The sequence below is a fragment of the Arthrobacter glycogeni genome, from assembly GCF_054511155.1.
Window position 1 is genome coordinate 138662 of the sequence record NZ_JBTNDE010000002.1, and the last position, 21247, is coordinate 159908.

The window sequence follows — 21247 nt, forward strand, 5'->3', positions numbered from 1 at the left end:
TCAGGCCTTCGTGACGTACTTCTCCAGCTTCACCAGGGTCTTCTCCATCGCGGCGGGATTCTTGCGGAGAAATCCCATGGGCCGCAGGACGATGCGCCCGGTGACCGAGCGGGCATCCCACTGCTCGGTCACCAAAGTGCCGCCATCGCGGGGCTCAAGGGTATAACTCCAGGTGGCCTTCGTGAAGTGGCGCCAGGTGATCCGGCGCCCCTCCTCGAACTCGGTGACCTTGTTGAGGATCTTGTACTTCGCCCCGATGCGCATGTCCATCCCGAACTTGGCACCTTCGTAGAGGCGCTGCGGGCCACCCGGCTGCTCGCCCTTGACCGTGTCCGAGCCGTCGATGACGCTATGCAGCGCGGGCGTTGCCAGAACCTCAAAGATGTCGCTTGCGGGTGCGTTGATGAATCGTTCACGGGTAATCAGGTAGGGGCTCATGAACCTATTCTGCCCTGCCCAGGCTGGCGCTCCCAGACCACGCCTATTTGAACGCTACGGTGCGGGGAGCACCGTCATAACCCCCAGCCGGTGCGCCCAGGCCGAAGAGTGTCCCGACCGTAGGTGCGACGTCGATGGTTCGCGCCGGTTCGGATGATACCCGGCCGCGTTTCACCCGTGGGTGGCCTCCGGTGACGAAGAACGGGATGGGCTCAGTCGCCGGGTGACCGTGGTTTCCGGGAATCGGGTTGGACACCACGGCAGGATCCGAGAAGCGCCAGCCAGCCCGGCAGGTAGCGATCAGATCCCCCGCCTCCGGTCCAAGCCGGAGATTGGCTGGAACATCAACGGCGAGCACTCCCGGGTGCGACAACACCAGACCCCGGATCTCCGTCAATGCCGCCTCCCGTGCCGCAGGATCACCAATCCAATACAACAGGTCGGCGCCACCGTTCTGGGCGATCACCAGTTGCGAGCGCAAGTCGGGACGGGTGCCGAGGATGGAATTCACCGAAATAACGTTGGTGGGAATGGACCAGTCCATCGAATGATCGGCCAGCACGAGAACTACGCTGGATTCCCATTTCCCCGTTTCTTTAAGACGGGTGATGAACCGGCCCACCTGAAGGTCAGTCGATTTGAGGGCAGCGGTACGCGCGGCCTTCACCGTGGTGCCGCTGAGATCGCTGTGGCCCATCCGATCCACATCACCCAGGTTGGTGAAGACCAGGTCAGGGTCCACCGAGTCCACCATAGCGATTAGCGCGTTCATGGTCGCAACGTCCGGGGCATGGCCGCTCACGGGAATGATCGGGTTCGGCTCCCAGCGGTACGTTGCCCGCTCACCGAAAATACCGAACAGGTAGTCCTTGCTGAGCACGGTACCGGTGGTATGGCCCGCCGCATTCAGGCGTTCCAAGAGGGTGATGAACCGGAGGTCGGAGGGCCGGTCGAGATCGCGCAGCACCGACTCGGCGCGGTCATAGATCTTGTTCGCTGGCACCCCGGTCCGGTCGGGCCGGGCGCCGGTCATCATCATGACGTGATTGGGAATGGTTTCCATCACCGGCAGGGAGCGCGCAGCCGGGAAGTTGGTGCCTTGTGACCGCAGCTGCGCCAAATTCGGTGTGAGCGACGACGTAATTTCGCTGGGTTTGCAGCCATCCACCACCAGCACATACACCCTGAGCGGGCTGCTCGCCGCCGTGGTCCGCGCCCAAGCCGCACCGTGCATTCCGGAAAGAACGACGGCGGTTCCACCTGCCGCGGCTATCCGCAGGAACTGCCTGCGTGAGGAGCCGCTCACAGTACACCGCCTGCAGCAGGAGTGACGCGTTGAGTGCCTGCGTCGACCCGCCACGAGGTGGAAATTCTGCTGGTCGAGGCTTTGTCTGTTCGCTCAGACAACACGTACCAGTCCATTCGAACCCCGGACGGGGTGACGTCCAGCACCGAGTACCCGTGGGAGTCGAAGTCCAGGTACTTCACGTGTGGATTGCTGGCTTTGAAGGCCTCCTCCACCGCGATCGACGCTGTGCGAGGGGGAACGTTCAGGATGTCATCGAGGTTGTCGCTGGTCACTGAGGTGCAGACCAGTTCGGTGGCAACGGAGTTGCCCGAAGCCGGGTAGGTGAGAGGATCCGCCGGAAGGTCGCAGGCCCAACCCGAGTGGATGTCACCGGTCAGAAACACCGTGTCGGTGACAGCGTTGTCCCGCAGATGCCGAAGGACCCGCGACCGGTCGGCCGTGTAGCCGTCCCACTGATCGACGTTGTAAGGAGCACCGTCGACCGTGGTGGTGCCGACCAGCTCCTGGACGGCACCCACCTCTGACGCGCTCAGCGTCGAAGGGAAGCGAACCGGCGTGATCATGACCGGGTTGCCCACCAACTTCCATTGGGCTTCCGGCGCTGTCAACCCGCTGAGCAGCCAGGACATTTGAGCTTCACCGGTAATGGTGCGGTCCGGGCTGTTGATGGCGGGATCCACCACTGAGGATGCCTGCTCGCTACGGTAGCTACGCAGATCCAGCATCGAAATGCTGGCCAGTGCCCCGAAGGTGAGCCGCCGGTATAAGTTGCCACCCGGTTCATACCGGACGGGCATCCACTCGGCATAGGCCTGCTGCGAGGCGCCGAACCGCGCTCGCCAGGCCCCCTCGGCTCCCTCGGTATGGTTCTCCGCACCATTCGCCCAGGCGTCGTTGGCAGACTCATGGTCGTCCCAGGTCACCACAAACGGCGCCGCGGCATGCAGCGCCTGGAGATCAGGGTCGGTCTTGTACTGCGCGTGGCGTCGGCGATAGTGCTCCAGGGTGGTCATCTCGACGGCCGGGTCATGCGGCCGGACGACGACGTCGCGGGCCTGGTACTCACCGGGAGCATATTCGTAGAGGTAGTCGCCGAGATGCAGCACAAGATCCAGGTCACCGCGGGCGGCTAGGTGCCGGTAGGAAGAGAACCAACCTGCCTGGAGGTTAGCGCAGGACACGACGCCAATTCGCAGCTTATCCACCGGTGCACCCAGTGCCGGTGCAGTCCGGGTCCGGCCAACCGGTGAGACGGTCTTTCCGAAGCTGAAGCGGTACCAGTAGGTTGTTGCTGGAGCCAGGCCCCTTGGCTCAGCTTTTACGGTGTGGTCACGGGAGGCTCCTGTCAGCGTGGCGCCGCGGGCAACGACGCGGCGGAAGGCTGGGTCCAATGCCACCTCCCACTTAACCGTGACGTCCGCCCCTCTGCCGGAGCCCGGGGTCGCGGCGGCTTCCGGTGTGACCCGCGTCCACAGCAGCACGCCGTTCGGAAGGGGGTCACCGGAGGCGACCCCGAACCGGAACTGGGGGCTGACCGTGGGCCGGCTCACACGAGCAGCCTGGGCCGAAGGAAGGACTGTCGGCCAGGCGGCAGCCCCGGCTACCGCGGTGACACCTGCGGAGCGCAGTAAAGTTCGTCGAGTGAGGGGCATCATGTCTCAATTAGATAACGACGATGAGGTGCCGGCGACTAATTATCCCGCCTGTGCGGCAACGTTAACGCAGTGTTTCAGTACTCGACGGCGAAAGTTGGCCTGAAGTTGGTTCCGGTGGCGTGTTCCCCGTGTCTGGCCGGGTTCCCATGTCGGCCCGGCCCAGTGGTGCGGATGTAAGGGGGTCCGGCTCGATTACCGTGGCCAAAGGTGTTTCCTCCACAAAGCACAACAGCACGGCAGCTATCAGTCCCAGCGGCGCCAGGTAGAGGAAAAGTGGGGTGAGGGCGTCGTTGTAGGACTCGATCACTGCGCTCCTGGCGGCGTCCGGCAGCGTGTAGACCAGTTGCGGGGTGAGCGAGTTGGCGCCGCCCTCGGTGGTCACCGACCCACCAGGAAGACGTTCGGTCAACAGATCGGCGACCCGCGTGGCGAAGAGGCTGCCGACGATCGCCGAGCCCAGAGTCGCACCGATCTGGCGGAAGTAGTTGTTGGAGGCGGTGGCCGTTCCGACCATCCGGTTGGGGAACGTGTTCTGCACGATCAGCACCAGGATCTGCATGCTGAGGCCCAGGCCCGCGCCGAGCAGACCAATGTAGGTGGAGATGATCCACAGCGCGGTGGCCGGCTGGATGGTCGAGAGCAGGAAGAGTGCGACGGCGACAATAAGTGCCCCCACGATGGGCATCCATTTATAACGGCCGGTCCGGCTGACGACGATCCCCGACCCGGTGGAAGTGAGCAGGAGCGCACCCATCATCGGAATCATCAGCAGACCTGAGTTGGTGGCACTGGCGCCGGTGACCATCTGCAGGTAGGTCGGCAGGTAGCCAATGGCACCGAACATGGTGACGCCGATCAGGAGGCCGCCCGCGGTGGTCAGGTTAAAGTTGCGTTCCCGGAAGAGGTGCATCGGCAGGATCGGCTCGGCGGCGCGTCGCTCCACCATGACGAAGGCGACACCGCTGATGATTGTTGCAGCGATGAGACCGAGGACGACCGACGAGGTCCAGTCGTACTGGGTTCCGCCCCACGTACCGACCAGCACTACGGAGGTGGTGGCGATGGCCAGCAGCATCATGCCCCCGATGTCGAGCCGGGAGCTGTTGATCTTGCGGCTCGGCAGGTGCAGGAAGAACCCCACCACGAGGAGCGCGAGGACGCCGAGCGGCATGTTGATCCAGAACATCCAGCGCCAGCCGGGGCCTTCGGTGAAGAAGCCTCCGAGCAGGGGTCCGGCGACCGAGGCGAACGCGAAGACGCCACCCATGGTGCCCATGTACTTTCCGCGTTCGCGGGCGGGGACGACGTCGGCGATGATCGCCTGGGACAGGATCATCAGCCCGCCCCCGCCAAGTCCCTGGATGGCGCGGCCCGTGATCAGCCACGGCATGTCCGGGGCGAGACCGCCAACAATCGAGCCGACCATGAAGATGCTGATCGCGATAAGCAGCAGGTTCTTGCGGCCCATCAGGTCTCCGAGTTTGCCGTAGATCGGCATCACGATAGTGGCGGTCAGAATGTAGGCGGTGATCACCCAGAGCATCTGGTCAACCCCGTTGAGCTCGCCGACAATCGTCGGTAGCGCCGTGCTGAGGATCATCTGGCTGAGGGCCGCCAGGAGCATGGAGAGCATGAGGCCGATGAACAGCAGGAGCATGCCGGTGCGTTTCTCGACAACGGCGGCCGGTGCGGTTGTGGTACTGGTGCTCATTGGATTTCCGGGAGGACCTCTCTGAGGAGTGCGTTGGCGGTGGTGAGGGCCGCGAACTGGTGGTCAAGGGTGGGGGCGTGTGCGGACTCCTGCATCGCGTAGCGCAGGGGTGCTCCGGCGATCAGCACGATCATGCGGGAAATGTCTTCGGACCGGTGCTGGTGAGCGACGTCGGCCCATTTTGCCGAGTCGGTGATGCCCACGGTGACCACGTCGCGGACCAGCTGTTCTACCTTCAGGAAGTAGGCGAAACGGCGCTGGCGGAGTTGCGGGAACTGCTGCATCACCTCCATGCGGAGACTTTCGCCGTCGCCGCCACCCTCGGTGGAGTGCACCACCTGGACGAGCAATCGGGACACCTGGTCGAGGAGGTTCGCTTCGACGTCGAATGCCGTCAGCCAGGTGTCGTCGATTGACGGATCCTGCAGGCCGAGGATCGCGTCCTCTTTGGTGCCAAAGTAGTTGAAGAAGGTGCGAGCCGAAACATTGGCCTGAGCGGCGATCGCCTCGGTGGTGACCCGGTCGGGGCCGTGCTCGAGGGTGAGCCGGGCGGCAGCATCATGCAGCGCGGCCCACGTCTCGGTGCGTTTCCGGTCCCGCAGGGAAAGTAGTTGACTCACCGAACGATTGTGCCACTCGGTGACGTTTTACACAACCGCAAAATTGCGGCGCTGCACAATTTTCGTGTTCAGGTGGGCGCTGAACGCCCGACGCGCCGACAGTCGCTGTGCAACAACTGCCGGCGCGTTCAGGGGTGGAGCTACGGCTTCAGGAGCACCTTGATGGCGCGGCGCTCGTCCATGGCTTTGTAGGCCTCCGCTGCATCCTCGAGTGGCATCTCGACGTCGAACACCTTGCCCGGGTTGAGCTTCCCGGCAAGCACATCGGCTAGTAGGTCCGGGATGTAGGTGTGGGCCGGCGCCATACCGCCGCCCACTGTGATGTTCTTGGAAAACAGCACACCGATGGGTAGTTCCGCGCCACCGGCGGGAACGCCGACAAACCCTAGGTTTCCGCCGGGACGGGTGCTGGCCAGGGCCTGCTCCATCGACTCCTTGGTGCCTACGCACTCGAGCACCGAGTCCGCCAGCACTCCCCCGAGCAGTTCACGAACCTTTGCTACGCCCTCCTCGCCGCGCTCCGCGACAATGTCAGAGGCGCCGAACTCGCGCGCCAACGCTTGCCGGTCCTCGTGCCGGGACATGGCGATGATGCGCTCGGCACCGAGCCGTTTCGCCGCCAGCACACCGCACAGGCCGACGGCGCCGTCGCCGACCACCACCACGGTGCGGCCCGGGCCCACCTGAGCACTCACCGCGGCGTGATGCCCGGTGGACATCACATCGGAAAGGGTGAGCAGACTCGCGGTCAGTTCCCGGTCGGGATCCGTCACGCCGTCAACCCGTCGGAGGGTGCCTTCTGCCTGGGGTACGCGGACAGCCTCACCTTGTGCTCCCTCAACGTAATGCCCGAACTCATCGTCGCCTCCCCAGGAGGTGAGGTGGTCACAGGCGACTGTCACTCCGTTCAGGCACTGGGGGCATGCGCCACAGCTGTCGACAAAGGGGGCAATCACAAAGTCGCCGACGGCCAGGTCTTTCACCTCGGCGCCGACCTCCTCGACGACGCCAACGAACTCGTGCCCGATCGCCCGGGTGCCGCGGTTCTTGCTGATCCCGCGGTACGGCCAGAGATCCGAGCCACAAACGCAGGAGGCAGTGACCTTCACGATGACGTCGGTTGGACGCTTGATCGTCGGATAGTCACGGTCCTCAACCCTGATGTCGCCGGGACCGTGAATGATTGTGGCACGCATGCATACTCCTCAGACTGGGGGGTGTGGGTCTTCAATCAGCCTAGCGCGGCCATCACGGCACGGATTCCGGCACAGCTGCCCACTAAGACTGGCTCCCCGGTGAGCATGGAGGTCTATGCCCGACGGCGCCCCCCTCCCAACGGGCGGGTGTGCGCCGAGGGCACAAAAAAGGCCCCGGCGGCTGGACGAATCCAGCCCCCGGGGCCTCTCGGTGAAGGAATTACAGTCCCGCGTACACCTCGCGGAGCAGTGTGGCGGTCTCGGATGGCGTCTTGCCCACCTTGACCCCGGCAGCCTCAAGGGCTTCCTTCTTGGCCTGGGCCGTTCCCGCGGAGCCGGAGACGATGGCGCCGGCGTGACCCATGGTCTTGCCCTCGGGAGCCGTGAAGCCCGCCACATAGCCGACCACCGGCTTGGTGACGTTGGCCTTGATGTACTCGGCGGCCCGCTCTTCAGCGTCGCCACCAATTTCACCGATCATGACGATGGCCTTCGTTTCCGGGTCCGCCTCGAACGCAGCAAGTGCGTCGATATGGGTGGTCCCCACGATGGGGTCTCCCCCGATGCCGATGGCGGTCGAGAAGCCCAGATCGCGCAGCTCGAACATCATCTGGTAGGTCAGGGTGCCTGACTTGGAGACGAGACCCACGCCGCCCTTGCCGGTGATGTTCGCCGGGGTGATGCCGACCAGGGACTCGCCCGGCGTGATGATACCGGGACAGTTGGGTCCAATGATCCGGGTGACCTGGTTGCCGTCGGCGTCGACGCGTGACTGGGCAAGCGCCCAGAATTCGGCCGAATCCTGCACGGGAACACCTTCCGTGATGATGACGACGAGGCCGATGCCAGCCTCGATCGCCTCAACGACCGCGTCCTTGGTGAAGGCTGGGGGCACGAACACGATAGAGACGTCCGCGCCGGTTTCCGTCATGGCTTCGCTGACCTTGCCGAAGACCGGCAGGATGACATCGCCGTGGGTGACCGTGGTGCCAGCCTTGCGGGCGTTGACTCCACCGACCACCTGGGTACCCGCAGCGAGCATCAGCGCGGTGTGCTTGGTGCCTTCGCCGCCGGTGATGCCTTGCACAATGACCCTGGAGTCTTTGGTGAGAAAGATTGACATACGTTATTCCTTAATCCTTTGGACCCGGCACGTTCGTAAGCCGGGAAGTGCAGGCTCGATCAGCGGGCGGCGTAAGCCAGTTCGGCGGCCTTGTCGGCGCCTTCATCCATGGTGTCGGCGAGGGTGACCATCGGGTGGTTCGCCTCGGCAAGGATGCGGCGGCCTTCCTCAACGTTGTTGCCGTCGAGGCGGACTACCAGGGGCTTGTTTTCCTTGTCGCCCAGGATCTGAAGCGCCTCAACAATGCCGTTGGCGACCGCGTCACACGCGGTGATGCCACCGAACACGTTCACGAACACGCTCTTGACCTGCGGGTCGTTCAGGATGACGTCGAGCCCCGCTGCCATGACGGCCGCTGATGCTCCACCGCCAATGTCCAGGAAGTTGGCTGGCCGCACGTTGCCGTGGGCTTCGCCGGCGTAGGCGACGACGTCGAGCGTTGACATGACCAGGCCGGCACCGTTGCCGATGATTCCCACTTCGCCGTCTAGCTTGACGTAGTTGAGGTCGTTGGCCTTGGCTTTGGCTTCGAGAGGATCGGCTTCATCCTGATCCTCAAGGGCCGCGTGGCCTGCCTGACGGAAGCCAGCGTTCTCGTCGATGGTGACCTTGCCGTCGAGGGCGATGATCTCGCCGCTTCCGGTCTTGACCAGCGGGTTCACCTCCACGAGGGTGGCGTCCTCCTTGACGAAGACGTCCCACAGCTTGATGATCGCGGTGATGACACCGTCGTGCAGCTCAGGGGCGAACCCAGCCGTCTCGACGATTTCACGGGCCTTCGCCTGGTCAATGCCGACGGCGGGGTCGACGGCGATGCGGGCCAGCGCCTCGGGGCGCTCCACGGCCAACTGCTCGATCTCCACGCCGCCCTCTACCGAGCACATGGCCAGGTAGTTGCGGTTGGACCGGTCCAGCAATACCGAGAAGTAGTACTCCTCGGCGATGTCGGCGCCCTGCGCGATCATCACCTTGTGAACAGTGTGACCCTTGATGTCCATGCCAAGGATGTCCGAGGCGTATTTGAACGCCTCGTCGGGCGTTTTGGCGACTTTAACGCCGCCCGCTTTGCCGCGGCCGCCAACTTTGACCTGAGCCTTGACGACGACGACGCCGCCGATTTTCTCGGCCGCCGCCTTTGCTTCCTCGGGGGTGTGCGCCACGATGCCGGCGAGCACGGGTACCCCGTGTGCCTCAAAAAGATCGCGCGCCTGATATTCGAACAGATCCACAGGCCAGTGTCCTTCTACGTCGAAGTAGGTTTACACAGGGAACTTTAGTCCCTCGGCGCTCGGCGCCCTGCACAGACTACCGGTTTAGTGACCAAGGGCACACTTCTATGGTTTGTAGAAATGTCGTTGGATGAGCTATGGCGCACTCCCTAGCGTCAGGCTCGGCCAGCCAGTTTCCCTGGCGTCATGTCGGCGATCAAGCCTCGTCGCTCGGTTAGCCAGTAGACCAGGGCAACGATCGCCAGCACGACGCCGAGACTCGTGAACACTTCCAAACCCACTGGACCCCGTCCGCTGACCTTGCCGTCCAGGGCAAAGGTGATGGTGATCGACGACAGCATGAACAGGGGAATCATTGCCATAATCACGACAATCCCGATTCTTCGAGCGACCAGGGGCCGACGTTTTGCCGAAACATAGAGCGCCGGGACGATGAGAACAATCCACACCCAGTGGTGGAACCACGAGATCGGTGAGATGGCAAGCATCACAATAGCGTTTGCGCTGATCGCCGCCACCAGGTCGCCATTGCGTTCCGCGCGCTGGATGGTGAAGAACCCCAGAAGGATCACGGCCAGTGCACTGCTGAGCCAGAGGGGCCGCTGAAGGGACTCCGGTGCTCCGAGATGTGAGACCAGAGAATTCAGCGAGACGTTATACATGTCGGACGTGTCTCCGACCCGATGGGGATTGGAGAGCGAACTGAACCAAAACGTGCTGGCCTGTCCAGGCATGAACAGCCACCCGACGGCGATGGTTCCGGCGAACGAGGTTCCCAAAGCGATAACTGCCCGCCAGTCGCGGCGCACCAGGAAGATCAACCCGAATGCCAGCGGGGTGAGTTTGATTCCGGCAGCCAATCCAATCAGCGCGCCGCGCGGCACGCGGGTCGCCGGACGGATAAGGTCCATGACGATGAGCACCATGATCATGGGATTGATCTGGCCGAAACCCAGCCCTTCCCGCCACGGACCCATCACACCTATCAGGACAGCTGCGACGACGACTGGCCAGACCGAGCCGACCCCCGGATCGCCGCCCCGCCCCGGGACCAATCTATTTTTCGTCAGGTAGCCGACGACGAAGATGGCTGTCAGCACCAGACATACCAGCGATGTGCCGGTAATGAACCACAAACCCAACCAGTCAGGGATAAAGGCGAAGGGGGTAAAAGCCAGAGCCGCAAACGGAGGATAGGTGAAAGGCAGACCGGGCGTTCCCGGGGCGGACCCGTACAGCTCGCGATCGCCGCCCATGCAGAGCATGGCGAGGGCGCCGTCGCGGTATACCCGAAAATCGAGTCCGTGGATCTGCGCCACAACCACCACGGCGAACAACGCTATAGGCAATCCAAGCACCAAGACAGTGGCCCTCGCCCGCGCCGACGACCGGTGAGAGACCTTCAAACGCATAGCTCCGAGTCTAGAGGCACTTTACAACGGGAAAATCACAGCAGGACCGGTGGTGCAACAGGCACACCGCTTGACGCCTGGCTTCTGCTGCGCTGAGCGCGGGCCTGTTACCCGGTCTTGGTCAGCGGCGCGTACCGCAGCAGCAGCCGCTTCTCGCCGACGTCGAACGACACTTTCGCCACCGTCTTGTCTCCGACACCCTCGACGGCCAGGATGGTCCCGTTGCCGAAGCTGGTGTGGTTGACCCTGTCTCCCACGGCGACCGAGAGGACTTCCTTTTGCGGTTGGACCCGCCCGACGACGGTCGCTGACCGGGTGGGCAGCCCCCGCCCCGTGTCGTCGCTCGCGGTCCCGGCTCCCCAATAAGACCCGCTAAACCGGTTGTTCCCGCCAATGGCTGCGCCCCCGGACCAGACCGGCCCCGAGGCGCCTTCCCGTTTCCACGTGATGAGTTCATTGGGCACTTCGCCGACGAACTGCGACGCCGGGTTGTACTGGCTCTGGCCCCACATGCTCCGGACCTCGGACCGGGTGATGTAGAGCCGTTGCCGGGCACGGGTCAACCCCACGTAGGCGAGCCGGCGTTCCTCGGCCAGCTCCTTCGGGTCGGTGGCTGAGCGCTGGTGCGGGAATATTCCCTGCTCCATACCGGTCAGGAACACCACCGGGAATTCAAGCCCCTTGGCGGTGTGCAGGGTCATCAGGGTGACCACACCCAGGCGTTTGGCCTCGGCGACAGCCTTTTCCACCTCCGCGGCAGAACCTTCGGGTGCGTCGGGGATCTGGTCGGCGTCGGCCACCAGCGAAACCTGTTCCAGGAAATCGCCCAACGTACCGTCAGGGTTTTCCTGCTCATATTCGCGAACCACCGCCACCAGCTCCGCTAGGTTTTCTACCCGCGACTCATCCTGCGGGTCGTTGCTCAACCGCAGTTGCGCCAGGTAGCCGGTCTGCTCCAGCACCGCTTCGAGAGCCGCCGACGCACCCGACCCGTCGGCCACCTCGGCGAGGTCGTCAATCAGTTTCACAAAGCCGTTCACCGCGTTCATCGACCGGGTTGCCAGACCCGGTGCCTCGTCCGCCCGGCGGAGCGCCGCCATAAAGGACATGCGTTCCCGTTCGGCGAGCGCCGCGACGGCGTATTCGGCACGGTCTCCGATCCCGCGTTTGGGCTCGTTGAGGACCCGGCGGAGGTTGACGACGTCGTCCTGATTCACCAGCACCCGCAGATAGGCGAGCGCGTCCTTGATTTCCTTGCGCTCGTAGAACCGGGTGCCGCCCACCACCTTGTAGGGCAAGCCCACGCGCATCAGGATTTCCTCAATGGAGCGGGATTGGGCGTTGGTGCGGTAGAAGATCGCTACGTCACCGGGGCGGAGGTTCTCCTCGTCCTGGAGCCGGTCAATCTCCTCGGCGATGAACCGGGCTTCCTCGTGTTCGTTTTCGCCCACGTAGCCCACGATGAGCTCGCCGTCTCCCTCAGCGGTCCACAACTTCTTGTCGGGGCGGTCGGGGTTCCGGGAAATCACCGCGTTGGCAGCGCTGAGGATGGTCTGGGTGGAGCGGTAATTCTGCTCCAGCAAGATGGTGCGGGCGTTGGGGTAGTCGTTCTCGAACTCGACAATGTTCCGGACGTCGGCACCGCGGAACGCGTAGATTGACTGGTCCGAGTCTCCCACCACGGTCAGCTCGGCCAGCGGAATCGTTTCGCCGTCGTCGCTCGGATTCTGGGTGATCCCTACAATCTCGCGCACCAGGGCGTACTGGGCATGGTTGGTGTCCTGGTATTCGTCAACCAGGACGTGCCGGAACCGGCGGCGGTAGTAGTCAGCCACACCGGGGAAGGCCCTGAACATGTAGACGGTTTGGGCGATCAGGTCGTCGAAGTCCATCGCGTTGGCCTGACGCATCCGCTGAGCGTACCCCGTGTAGACCTCGGCGACGGCCTGCTCGAACGGGTCCGAATGGTTGGCCGAGCTGGCGTAGCTTTCCTCATCGATCAGCTCATTTTTGAGCGCTGAGATTTTGTGCTGGATGGATTTCGGGGTGAACCGCTTGGGGTCCAGGTCCAGTCCCTTGGCCACCAGGGTTACGAGCCGCAGGGTGTCGGCCGAATCGTAGATGGAGAAGTTCGAGTTCAGGCCGACCGATGCTGCCTCGCGCCGCAAAATCCTGACGCAGGAGGAGTGGAAGGTGGAGATCCACATGCGCTTGGCCACGTCACCGATGAGGGCTTCGATGCGTTCGCGCATCTCGGCCGCAGCCTTATTGGTGAAGGTGATCGCCAGGATTCCGCCGTGGTGGGCACGACCCATGGCCAGGAGGTACGCGATCCGGTGGCTGAGCACCCGGGTTTTGCCGGAGCCAGCGCCGGCCACGATTAGCAGCGGCGACCCGCTGTGGCGCACCGCTTCCTCCTGCTGCGGGTTCAGCCCCACCAGGAGTTCGCGTGCCCGCGCGTCGTCCCGGCGCCCGCCGCTGGCGTGCTGTACTTCATCGGAGCGAGCGGCAGCGGAGCCGGCAGCCGCGTCAATGGCGGACTCGGTGCTGGCGGACTCGGTGCTGGCGGATCCGGGCCGGGCCGACGCCGTCGGGCGCCGCCCTGCGCTTGCGGGTGATGAGCCGAGGTGTGGGTCGAAAAGCATATCCATGGTGCCATCAAGTCTAGTTGCTGGCTCTGACGAAACAGGATTGGCGGCGACGTACCCCAAACGCAGAACGCCCGCCGGTTCGTCTGAGCCGGCGGGCGTTGGGCGTTCGTGAGAGACAGTTTACGAAGGCTTGGCGGCGTCGATGTCTTCGGAGTCGATACCGAGTTGCAGCAGTTTGCCGCTCTTGCGGTCTGCCAGGTACTCGCGCATTTCCCGCTTGATGACCGGCAGCAGCATGTACACGCCGAGCAGGTTGATGAACGCACAGAGGAACAGTGCGGCATCGGCAAATTTGATGACCTGCCCGAAGCTCAGCACGCAGCCGACGACGGTGAAGAACAGGAAAACGATTTTGTAGACGACCTCGGCGGTTTTGCCACGGCCGAAGAGGAATTCCCACGCCTTCAGCCCGTAATAAGACCAGGTGATGAGCGTTGAGTAGGCGAACAAAGCCACTGCTATTGCGAGCACGATCGGGAACCAGGGGATCACCGTGGCGAACGCATCGGAGGTGAGGATAACGCCGTCGGGCGCGTCGCCGCCACCCTGCACCTGATCGATGCCGGCCTGCAGGCTCGGCGTCCCGGCGATCACGATGGCGAGCGCGGTCATGGTACAGATCAGCACAGTGTCTATGAGTGGTTCGAAGAGGGCAACGAACCCTTCGCTGACCGGGCGGCGGGTCTTCACAGCCGAGTGTGCGATGGCTGCGGAACCAACACCTGCCTCGTTGGAGAAGGAGGCGCGCTGGAAGCCGACAATCATGACGCCGAGGACGCCGCCAGCGAAGCCCTGCGGGTTGAAGGCCCCATCAATGATCGCACCGATGGCTGCCGGCACCTGCTCGATGTTGACGATGATGACGGTGAGGCAGGCTGCGACGTAGATGAACGCCATCGCCGGAACGAGGCGGCTGGTGGTGGCACCGATGGACTTGATGCCACCGAGGATGACCGCTGCAACCAACCCGGCGAGCACCAGGCCGAAGATCAGGGCGGCACCGGCGCTGCCAAGCAGGCCGTCCTCGCCGCCGGTGACTTCCTGCACCTGAGCGAAGGTCTGGTTGGCCTGGAACATATTGCCGCCAGCGATACCAAAAACGAGGATTGCAACGGCGAAGATGCCGGTCAGAATCTTGGCGGGCAATTTACCGAACTTGGCGAACGCGATCGGGAGGTACTTGAACGGCCCACCGCTGACGGTGCCGTCCGCGTGGACTTCGCGGTACTTCACGCCGAGAGTACATTCGGCGAACTTGGTGGCCATGCCGATCAGACCTGCGAGGATCATCCAGAACGTGGCACCCGGGCCGCCGAGTGCCATCGCAGCCCCAACACCGGCAATGTTGCCGAGACCCACCGTGCCAGACAGGGCTGAGGTGAGCGCCTGGAAGTGTGGGACCTCCCCCGGGTCGTCCTTCGTGGAGTACCGGCCGCGGATGACCTCGTAAGAGACCTTGAGCCCGCGGAACTGGACGAACCCGAAGTAGACGGTGAAGACCAACCCAGCGATGATGAGCCAGGCAACCAGAATGGGAAAACTGAAATCCCCGATGGTAACGGGGAAGAAAATGATGCTGGAGAACACTTCGGTGGCTGGGGCGAAGACTGTGTCGATCGCATCCTCGACGGCTGCGAGCCATCCGACTTCGTCCGCAACGCTGGTTATAGGTAGAGCTTGGTTAATTGCCATCTAACAAAACAACCGCAGAACGTCTTGTGTTTGCAATCACAGACGCCTATAACGCGAAAATGACGCCAAAACGTAACGTAGTTCACAGACTCCCTTCAGTTAGGCATGTAGTGCCTCCGGTTGAGCCGGTCAGCGGGGATAATTGGGGAATGTCCAAAACGCGTGCACAGATCGCTAAAAAGCATGGGGCCGCCGCAGCCGGCATCCCGGAGGCGACGCCAGCTCCCCCCCGCAGCAACGGAAACATGGTCCTGATCGCCGCCGCTGTCACCGCGGTGCTGCTATTCGGGTACTACCACTTGCTCTCCCTCGGCCAAATGAGTCAACTGGCCGACGGGCTGACCATGCCGGACATGATGTTTGGCGGCTACGGAGCGGGCCACGTCACCGACCTGCAAGCGGCCATGGACGGCGACGCCCTGGGTCAGTTGAGCTACCTCCACAAAACCGCCGGAACCTTATTCCCGCTCATCTTTGGCATCGCTTGGCTGCTGCTGATCCAGCTGAACGTCGATCGCCGCTGGCTGCGCTGGGTGCTCTGGTCGCCGCCGCTGCTCTTCGCCATCGTGGACCTCTGGGAAAACGTCGCCATCGATGCCCTGCTGGCCGCCGGATCACCCGACGACGGCCGGGTGGCCCTCGTCTCGGCACTCACCATAGCGCGCTGGGTGCTCCTGGGCTTGTCCTGCATCGCGGGCCTGCTGGCCGTACTGCTCCCGGCCGGCGTGCGCGGCAAGGTCCTCGCGCCGCCGACCGGCCAGGGTGGGCCACTGCCGGAAAGCAGGTAAGCTGATACCGCTGTACCCGCCTCTGTAGCTCAGTAGGATAGAGCGTCCCTCTCCTAAAGGGAATGAGGACTCCGTGGCCCGGCCCCAGCGCCAGGCCCTACTTGCCCCTTTGGATCATCTCCCGGTGGCGTTTCTTCGGTGTCGTGGCCGGTTTTCAACCACTCGACGTCCACATCGCAGGTTACTGCCCACGCGTTAATGACCAGCTTGCCCGGGGTTGTCACCGCCCGCTCGTAGTTACTGACAGTGGCGCGGCTCATGTCGAGGGCTTCGGCCACGTCGATCTGTTCCAACCCAGCCACCTCTCGTGCGAGGCGGAGTCGATCTTTCAACTCGAACCGAGGAACCCTGGTGTGTGCAGGCTGTGTGCTCATGTGTCAAAGGTAGGACAAGTTCTAGAGATTGTCCACAACCAATTTTGGGCATGGTTCAGAATTATTCATTTCTGCCAACCTTTGACATATGCAAAAGGTGCCCTTACCTTTGACATATGCCCATTCCTGACGCAGAGCTAGTTACGACAGCGGAAGCTGCAAAGCTGCTGAAAACGAACGTCCGCAGCATCATCCGAAAGGTTGAGCGAGACGAGCTGAAGCCTGAACGCAAGCTCCCAGGCATTCGCGGAGCGTACATATTTCGGGTCGAGGACATCCACGCTCTTGGTGAGGCCGAGCTCTCGCAGGAGGCTGCTTCATGAGCTCGTGGAACGAAGCGGCCGATGGCCCGCAGATTCGGCCGCGTCGGCAGCGGCTCCCCTACCCGATCGCGAAGTCTTCAATCGACAGCCGCCCTGAACTGAAGGTCGGTCTGGCGATCTACCAAGCGATCGGGCGGGTTGCCACAGCGCTAGAGCACGCTGTCCTCAACGGCGTAACTCTCAATCTCCACGATCTGGACCGGGACGTGACGGCTGATCATCAGCCCGACCGGACCGAATGTAGTCATGAGGTCGATAACTCGTGCGCCATTGGTGTAAACGATGTTGTGGACGCCTTGCCGGAACTCCTGGAACGCCTCCGGGGAATCGACGAAAAACTCCTGACCGTCGTAGATCACCTTGCCAGTCGCCATGAAACTTCTCCTTCTGTAGGTGCACCAACCGGTGCGGGTGTAGAGACCTCTGACCCTACAGGCGGAGAACACCGGCTGGCGGGAAACGACCCCCAACAGTCTCCCGCCGGCTACCCACCCCCCGGGCGCTCGCAGGAGGCTGCATCATGAAGCCTGCGTTGCTAGGGATAGATGATGTTGCTCTCCGGGTCGCTTTCAGCGAGCCTGCAGAGCGTCTCGTAGACGTGATTCAGCAGTACCTGCAGGACCTGGCTTATAGGCGAGTGGTCCGGAAGGGGAACACCTTTGAGCGTTTCCAGGCTTTGGCCCTCAACTTCGAGGTGTCCTTCTGTCTTTCGGGGAGTGTCCCAGAAGAGTACCCGTCCCAAATAAGTGCCATCTTCAAGGGCTACGCGGGGTGTGCTGAACTCCAGGACTTGAGCGGGAAATCCCAGATTCAGTTTTTTCAGCATTGCGATGTGCCCGACTTCGAGGAATCCTCTGTGCTTGTGGACGTTCGAGATCTCGGCGAGAGTCTCACTCCAGCGGATGGGGTTCAGTTCCAGTTTGACGGGTTGTACGGATTTGATGACCGCGATCTGTTTCTCAGAGAGGCCGGCAATTTGCTTCTTCCGAGCCTTGGCGAATTCCCGTTCAAAGTTGTCGGCTTCAATGCCAATGATCGGGAAGCTTCGTTTCTTGATGTCCGATGGCCCCAAGTCAGTCGAGCGGCTTACGAGGTCGATTACAGCCTGGTCAAGGGTGGAGCGGAGCGCACTGGCGATATCGCCGATGATCTGGCCCCAGTGTTCCGGGGCGCGTTCATGGACTTTGGCCGTGAAGGTAATCTCTACGAGTTTTTCGTCCAGAAAGTATGTGTGGGCGTTCGGGACGGAGTCGTATATGTGCTTGCTCCTGAGTTCCCCGATTTCACTCTCCAACTGACGGAGGTGACGTACCGCCCAGTAGTACTTTCGCCGAACGTTCTCAGAGATAGGGAACGGGTCGTCCGGGTCCAGTTCCTCCACAAATCTTCTCCCTCTGTAGGTGCACCTTCTGGTGCGGGTGTAGTGACCATTGACCCTACAGGCGGAGAACCACGGTCGGCGGGAGGCTGTCCCCCACCGCCTCCCGCCGGCCAAACCACGCAGCCCACGCGCTCGCAGGAGGCCGCATCATGATCCGCCTGTTCCTATGGTTCACCGCGTGCCGTGTCGCTGTCCGGTTTGCGCGGAAGTCAAAGACGTCTCCAGCGGGAGGTTTCCTTCCACAGGCTCCTGCTGGAGCGGGGAAGAGCGGCGCGATGTCCCCCAGCCATGCGCCGCTGCTGGCACGGCTGGAGGAGGGCGTCCCCCAACGGCCCTCCTCCAGTCGTGGCCGTGTCGGCCACCCTGGCTTTCTTGTGTGGCCTTGCCCGTCAGTGGATGGCTTGTTCTCGGTGGACTGCACCAGCTGCCAGGTGACGATCACGGAGGGCATCGGGATTTACACGATGCCCCTTGCAGTGCGTGACCACATACCGCGCTGTACTTAGATTCTCCCGTGTGGTCCTGAGACCGCCATGCGGGAGTCCGGCCGGTGAAGGGGTTCCCCCATTGCTTCTCCACCGGCCACCCCAAATTTTGTCCAGTAAGTAAACCGGCGGCCCAGCACCCTATCCGCCAAGAAGTCTGCTGAGCCGCCGTAACCAACCCAAAAGCCAAGCCCGTTCGCACAGATCACTTGGCTCTTGAATCGAGTAAAGGATACCGCTATGCCCGGTCCAGCCGACGAATCACCGCCGATCTCGCTGCCTTTCAACGTCTATCTCGGTGCGAAGGATCTCGATATCAATCCCGCAATGGGGCTGAAAGCCTTTGAGGACGCTCACGCTAAGAGTGCTGTGGAGATCGCTCGCCGCAACCACCGCCTCACTGAGTGCACCGACAATCTCAAGTGGCTACTTCATTCGGTGAGCACGCTACGCAGCCTCGATCGCACCGGCCAGACCGTCGCCGCGGCCGAGCACCTTGACTACGTCTGGGCAATCACTCAGGGGCAACTGTCGGCGCTCACCCAGGACGTGCGGCGCGCGGCGGATCGATACCGACAGAAGGTGGCAGCCGCCAGCACGGCAGAGCAGGAAGCCGAGCCGACGCCGGGGTCGCTCGGTATTGAATCCGTGGTGAAAACCAACACCCGCGGCGGGGCCGTCGCGACGCCGTCGGTCATGGCAGGCCGGGGCAACCGCAAATGAGCGCCTACCGCACCCGGAAAGACGCGCACGTAGTTGTCCGAAACGGGAAGCCAACCGAACTTTTCAACCGTCCGGCCCACTTGGACTACCGCAATAAGAGCGAGCTTTGCAGCCAGCTGACGCAATTCGTCCGTGGGGTCTGGACAACGGCCAAGCGCATCGACATTGACTCCAGCGCCGGACAGATCATGGTCGACGGCGAGCTGGTCGCCTCCTACTACCTCAGCGACCCCAAACAGAACACCGGATCATCGGAGGCCCTGCTGTGAACCCTGCAACCCGCTTCACGTCCGCGCACCGCAGACTGCTCTCCGCGACGCTCGTCCTGGGCGGCTTCCTGATCATTTTGCTGACCGGACAGCTCCTCGCCCCGACCGGCAACGGGGCGCAGATCCTCGGAAGCGTCCTCATGATCGCCGGCGCCCTCAAATTCGTCAGCGAAACCGGACATCAGCCATGAGCCCGCTGCCTGAGCCCGGGGCCCGTCCGCCGCGGCCGAGGAAGCGACGGGAGTCGACCATTGAGGACGTCGAGTTCCTAGTGGCCAGTGACGTGCCCGAAGACCTGATCGCCGAGCGGATCGGCTACAGCTCGGCGAAAAACATGAAGACGGCTATTCACCGTTGGGGGCGCCATGACCTGGTGGCCAGGGTCACGGCGTCGGGCCAGCCTCGCCCCTCTGTCCGTCGCGTCCGCGTCGTCCTAAGGGCTTTCGCATGACCGCCCTGGCCTATCCGCGCGCGGTGGTCTTCCAGAGCCTGGAGTCGTGGTGCATCACCTTGCACCTGGACGCCCAGTTCGCGTCCGACGTCGCCACGACCTTCCCGACCCAGGCGGACGCCGTCCGCGCGGCATGCGTCTGGGTCCATTTGCAGCGACACAGCCGGCCCTCACGTCGCCTGCCTAACTTCGAGGTATTCGAACCCAAACGGAAGCCGAAGCGCACCCCTGACCTGGCCACCTGCCCACAGTGCAACCGCCCGACCAGGAAAGCCGCCCTCAAGGCGAAGGACCACCCAGGCACGGTAACCATGGGGCACAAGGACGGGACCTGCTTCGCCTGCCACAAAACCGGCCACAAATCCGGGGACGAAACCGGCAACCAGGCTGCAACCGCCCCCGTAGCCGCTCCGGTAGCGGCCCCGCGCGCGCCGGCAACCGCCAGCGTCGTCCCAAAGCCCAAACCACCACGCCCCACCAAGCACGCCGAGTACGTCCCGCTCTCCCGCATGCCAGCACAGAGCCTGCCCCTGCCTGCAACACACACCACCCCAATCCCCACACTCATCCCAGCCCAACCCGGATCCCCGGTAGCGAATCTAGCCGACATCGCCACGCAAGCCGCGAAAACGACCATCCTCGGATCCGGGCCACCCAGCAGCTTCATCACCGGACCCACCACCACAGACCCCCACGACGAAGTCGCAGCGAACCGCCGCGGCGTCGACGCCTACCTAAAGCGCCGCGGCAACCGGAACGGGGCCAACCAATGACCATCCAACCCTCAGACACCACCCGAACCAACGACCTCACCACCGCGCTCGCAGATTTCGAGATTCCGTGCGACTTCGGGGAGTTCCCTCGCGCGCTGAAGGGCCAGGCGAAGTGCACGGCGCCTGCTGAGTGGTCCTTCAAGGTGCACAGTACGTCGCTATCCGGGATGTGCCCTGAGGTGGTTCTGGTCTGCGAGGAACACCTCCGCTCGATCCGTGCGGCATCCAGGGGCCAATTGGAAAAGGTCCTCGCCCTGGGCGTCTGCTCTCATCACCTTTTGCGGTGCGCTATCTGCCACCTACCGATCCTTGGGCCCGATGACCTGCTCTGGGGAATCGAGCGGATCCGATGAAACCATGCTGACGCGGTGCGCTCGCGGATGCTGCTGGAACCCATTCGGCACCTGCTCCAAACAGCGCAACTGTCCCTGCCACCCGAAAGACGAACGCACGATCCAGAGGAGTACAAACCGATGAAAGTCATAAGAGCCGTTCGATCCTGGTGGCACCAGAACATCTGCGGACCGCTACAACCCGGCTATCTGGGATTCCTCGATCTACTCGACGGCACGCGACTCGAAGAGGACCGGGAGATGGATGGCTGATCCGAACCGCTGTCCCCACTGCTTATATGTTCACCCCGT

At 63.0% G+C, this 21247-nt stretch carries 23 protein-coding genes; 9 read left to right on the plus strand and 14 right to left on the minus strand.

Going from position 1 to position 21247, the window contains the following annotated elements:
- From ACX80O_RS02165 to ACX80O_RS02215, 11 genes are all read right to left on the minus strand, one after another.
- Nucleotides 1–438 (minus strand): SRPBCC family protein, encoded by a 438-nt coding sequence (locus ACX80O_RS02165; RefSeq protein WP_459305246.1) that lies wholly within the window; start codon nucleotides 436–438, stop codon nucleotides 1–3.
- Nucleotides 439–481: 43 nt separating this feature from the next.
- Nucleotides 482–1744: an alkaline phosphatase family protein gene (locus ACX80O_RS02170; protein WP_459305247.1), complete on the minus strand. Its 1263-nt coding sequence runs from the start codon at nucleotides 1742–1744 to the stop codon at nucleotides 482–484.
- Nucleotides 1741–3297 carry an alkaline phosphatase D family protein gene (locus tag ACX80O_RS02175; RefSeq protein ID WP_459332364.1) on the minus strand — a complete coding sequence of 519 codons (1557 nt, stop codon included), beginning with the start codon at nucleotides 3295–3297 and terminating at the stop codon, nucleotides 1741–1743. Before ACX80O_RS02175 ends, ACX80O_RS02170 begins: the two co-directional genes overlap by 4 nt.
- 166 nt (nucleotides 3298–3463) lie before the next feature.
- Complete coding sequence (locus tag ACX80O_RS02180; RefSeq protein ID WP_459332365.1) at nucleotides 3464–5113, minus strand: MDR family MFS transporter; 1650 nt, start codon at nucleotides 5111–5113, stop codon at nucleotides 3464–3466.
- Nucleotides 5110–5733 (minus strand): TetR/AcrR family transcriptional regulator, encoded by a 624-nt coding sequence (locus ACX80O_RS02185; protein WP_459332366.1) that lies wholly within the window; start codon nucleotides 5731–5733, stop codon nucleotides 5110–5112. The genes ACX80O_RS02180 and ACX80O_RS02185 overlap by 4 nt, the downstream gene beginning before the upstream one ends.
- Before the next feature lie 140 nt (nucleotides 5734–5873).
- A complete protein-coding gene (locus ACX80O_RS02190) occupies nucleotides 5874–6929 on the minus strand; it encodes a zinc-dependent alcohol dehydrogenase family protein (protein ID WP_459305251.1) in 1056 nt (351 codons plus the stop codon).
- Nucleotides 6930–7149: 220 nt separating this feature from the next.
- Nucleotides 7150–8052, minus strand: a complete 903-nt coding sequence (gene sucD, locus ACX80O_RS02195; protein ID WP_459305252.1) for a succinate--CoA ligase subunit alpha — start codon at nucleotides 8050–8052, stop codon at nucleotides 7150–7152.
- Nucleotides 8053–8111: 59 nt separating this feature from the next.
- Nucleotides 8112–9281: an ADP-forming succinate--CoA ligase subunit beta gene (gene sucC, locus ACX80O_RS02200; protein WP_459332367.1), complete on the minus strand. Its 1170-nt coding sequence runs from the start codon at nucleotides 9279–9281 to the stop codon at nucleotides 8112–8114.
- Nucleotides 9282–9436: 155 nt separating this feature from the next.
- Entirely contained in the window at nucleotides 9437–10693 is a 1257-nt protein-coding gene (locus tag ACX80O_RS02205) for a glycosyltransferase 87 family protein (protein WP_459332368.1), read from the minus strand.
- Nucleotides 10694–10800: 107 nt separating this feature from the next.
- Nucleotides 10801–13338, minus strand: a complete 2538-nt coding sequence (gene pcrA / locus ACX80O_RS02210) for a DNA helicase PcrA (protein WP_459332441.1) — start codon at nucleotides 13336–13338, stop codon at nucleotides 10801–10803.
- 126 nt (nucleotides 13339–13464) lie between these two features.
- Nucleotides 13465–15036, minus strand: coding sequence for an alanine/glycine:cation symporter family protein (locus ACX80O_RS02215; protein ID WP_459332369.1), 1572 nt, complete (start codon nucleotides 15034–15036; stop codon nucleotides 13465–13467).
- 149 nt (nucleotides 15037–15185) lie between these two features.
- Between ACX80O_RS02215 and ACX80O_RS02220 the strand changes: the two genes are divergently transcribed.
- Complete coding sequence (locus ACX80O_RS02220) at nucleotides 15186–15824, plus strand: hypothetical protein (protein WP_459332370.1); 639 nt, start codon at nucleotides 15186–15188, stop codon at nucleotides 15822–15824.
- Between the two features lie 53 nt (nucleotides 15825–15877).
- On the opposite strand, the gene ACX80O_RS02225 is transcribed toward ACX80O_RS02220, so the two are convergent.
- Entirely contained in the window at nucleotides 15878–16198 is a 321-nt protein-coding gene (locus tag ACX80O_RS02225) for a helix-turn-helix domain-containing protein (RefSeq protein WP_459332371.1), read from the minus strand.
- 116 nt (nucleotides 16199–16314) lie between these two features.
- On the opposite strand from ACX80O_RS02225, the gene ACX80O_RS02230 reads away from it, so the two are divergent.
- Nucleotides 16315–16521: a helix-turn-helix domain-containing protein gene (locus ACX80O_RS02230; RefSeq protein ID WP_459332372.1), complete on the plus strand. Its 207-nt coding sequence runs from the start codon at nucleotides 16315–16317 to the stop codon at nucleotides 16519–16521.
- Between the two features lie 149 nt (nucleotides 16522–16670).
- Here ACX80O_RS02230 and ACX80O_RS02235 read toward each other — a convergent pair whose 3' ends face one another.
- Both ACX80O_RS02235 and ACX80O_RS02240 read right to left on the minus strand, forming a co-directional pair.
- A complete protein-coding gene (locus ACX80O_RS02235; protein ID WP_459305259.1) occupies nucleotides 16671–16895 on the minus strand; it encodes a hypothetical protein in 225 nt (74 codons plus the stop codon).
- 161 nt (nucleotides 16896–17056) lie between these two features.
- Entirely contained in the window at nucleotides 17057–17902 is an 846-nt protein-coding gene (locus ACX80O_RS02240) for a hypothetical protein (RefSeq protein ID WP_459332373.1), read from the minus strand.
- Between the two features lie 725 nt (nucleotides 17903–18627).
- On the opposite strand from ACX80O_RS02240, the gene ACX80O_RS02245 reads away from it, so the two are divergent.
- From ACX80O_RS02245 to ACX80O_RS02275, 7 genes are all read left to right on the plus strand, one after another.
- Nucleotides 18628–19110, plus strand: coding sequence for a hypothetical protein (locus tag ACX80O_RS02245; RefSeq protein ID WP_459332374.1), 483 nt, complete (start codon nucleotides 18628–18630; stop codon nucleotides 19108–19110).
- Nucleotides 19107–19379, plus strand: a complete 273-nt coding sequence (locus ACX80O_RS02250) for a hypothetical protein (protein ID WP_459332375.1) — start codon at nucleotides 19107–19109, stop codon at nucleotides 19377–19379. Before ACX80O_RS02245 ends, ACX80O_RS02250 begins: the two co-directional genes overlap by 4 nt.
- Nucleotides 19376–19570 carry a hypothetical protein gene (locus ACX80O_RS02255; protein WP_459332376.1) on the plus strand — a complete coding sequence of 65 codons (195 nt, stop codon included), beginning with the start codon at nucleotides 19376–19378 and terminating at the stop codon, nucleotides 19568–19570. The genes ACX80O_RS02250 and ACX80O_RS02255 overlap by 4 nt, the downstream gene beginning before the upstream one ends.
- Complete coding sequence (locus ACX80O_RS02260) at nucleotides 19567–19830, plus strand: hypothetical protein (protein WP_459332377.1); 264 nt, start codon at nucleotides 19567–19569, stop codon at nucleotides 19828–19830. Before ACX80O_RS02255 ends, ACX80O_RS02260 begins: the two co-directional genes overlap by 4 nt.
- A complete protein-coding gene (locus ACX80O_RS02265; RefSeq protein ID WP_459332378.1) occupies nucleotides 19827–20603 on the plus strand; it encodes a hypothetical protein in 777 nt (258 codons plus the stop codon). Before ACX80O_RS02260 ends, ACX80O_RS02265 begins: the two co-directional genes overlap by 4 nt.
- Entirely contained in the window at nucleotides 20600–20956 is a 357-nt protein-coding gene (locus ACX80O_RS02270; RefSeq protein WP_459332379.1) for a hypothetical protein, read from the plus strand. Before ACX80O_RS02265 ends, ACX80O_RS02270 begins: the two co-directional genes overlap by 4 nt.
- A 120-nt stretch (nucleotides 20957–21076) precedes the next feature.
- Nucleotides 21077–21208 (plus strand): hypothetical protein, encoded by a 132-nt coding sequence (locus ACX80O_RS02275; protein ID WP_459332380.1) that lies wholly within the window; start codon nucleotides 21077–21079, stop codon nucleotides 21206–21208.
- Nucleotides 21209–21247: the final 39 nt, after the last annotated feature.

Bases quoted from the DNA above. Each gene is read 5' to 3' on its own strand.
- ACX80O_RS02165 (WP_459305246.1), bottom strand. From the start codon at position 438: ATGAGCCCCTACCTGATTACCCGTGAACGATTCATCAACGCACCCGCA.
- ACX80O_RS02180 (WP_459332365.1), bottom strand. From the start codon at position 5,113: ATGAGCACCAGTACCACAACCGCACCGGCCGCCGTTGTCGAGAAACGC.
- ACX80O_RS02190 (WP_459305251.1), bottom strand. From the start codon at position 6,929: ATGCGTGCCACAATCATTCACGGTCCCGGCGACATCAGGGTTGAGGAC.
- sucD (WP_459305252.1), bottom strand. From the start codon at position 8,052: ATGTCAATCTTTCTCACCAAAGACTCCAGGGTCATTGTGCAAGGCATC.
- ACX80O_RS02205 (WP_459332368.1), bottom strand. From the start codon at position 10,693: ATGCGTTTGAAGGTCTCTCACCGGTCGTCGGCGCGGGCGAGGGCCACT.
- pcrA (WP_459332441.1), bottom strand. From the start codon at position 13,338: ATGCTTTTCGACCCACACCTCGGCTCATCACCCGCAAGCGCAGGGCGG.
- ACX80O_RS02215 (WP_459332369.1), bottom strand. From the start codon at position 15,036: ATGGCAATTAACCAAGCTCTACCTATAACCAGCGTTGCGGACGAAGTC.
- ACX80O_RS02220 (WP_459332370.1), top strand. From the start codon at position 15,186: ATGTCCAAAACGCGTGCACAGATCGCTAAAAAGCATGGGGCCGCCGCA.
- ACX80O_RS02225 (WP_459332371.1), bottom strand. From the start codon at position 16,198: ATGAGCACACAGCCTGCACACACCAGGGTTCCTCGGTTCGAGTTGAAA.
- ACX80O_RS02230 (WP_459332372.1), top strand. From the start codon at position 16,315: ATGCCCATTCCTGACGCAGAGCTAGTTACGACAGCGGAAGCTGCAAAG.
- ACX80O_RS02235 (WP_459305259.1), bottom strand. From the start codon at position 16,895: ATGGCGACTGGCAAGGTGATCTACGACGGTCAGGAGTTTTTCGTCGAT.
- ACX80O_RS02245 (WP_459332374.1), top strand. From the start codon at position 18,628: ATGCCCGGTCCAGCCGACGAATCACCGCCGATCTCGCTGCCTTTCAAC.
- ACX80O_RS02250 (WP_459332375.1), top strand. From the start codon at position 19,107: ATGAGCGCCTACCGCACCCGGAAAGACGCGCACGTAGTTGTCCGAAAC.
- ACX80O_RS02260 (WP_459332377.1), top strand. From the start codon at position 19,567: ATGAGCCCGCTGCCTGAGCCCGGGGCCCGTCCGCCGCGGCCGAGGAAG.
- ACX80O_RS02265 (WP_459332378.1), top strand. From the start codon at position 19,827: ATGACCGCCCTGGCCTATCCGCGCGCGGTGGTCTTCCAGAGCCTGGAG.
- ACX80O_RS02270 (WP_459332379.1), top strand. From the start codon at position 20,600: ATGACCATCCAACCCTCAGACACCACCCGAACCAACGACCTCACCACC.
- ACX80O_RS02275 (WP_459332380.1), top strand. From the start codon at position 21,077: ATGAAAGTCATAAGAGCCGTTCGATCCTGGTGGCACCAGAACATCTGC.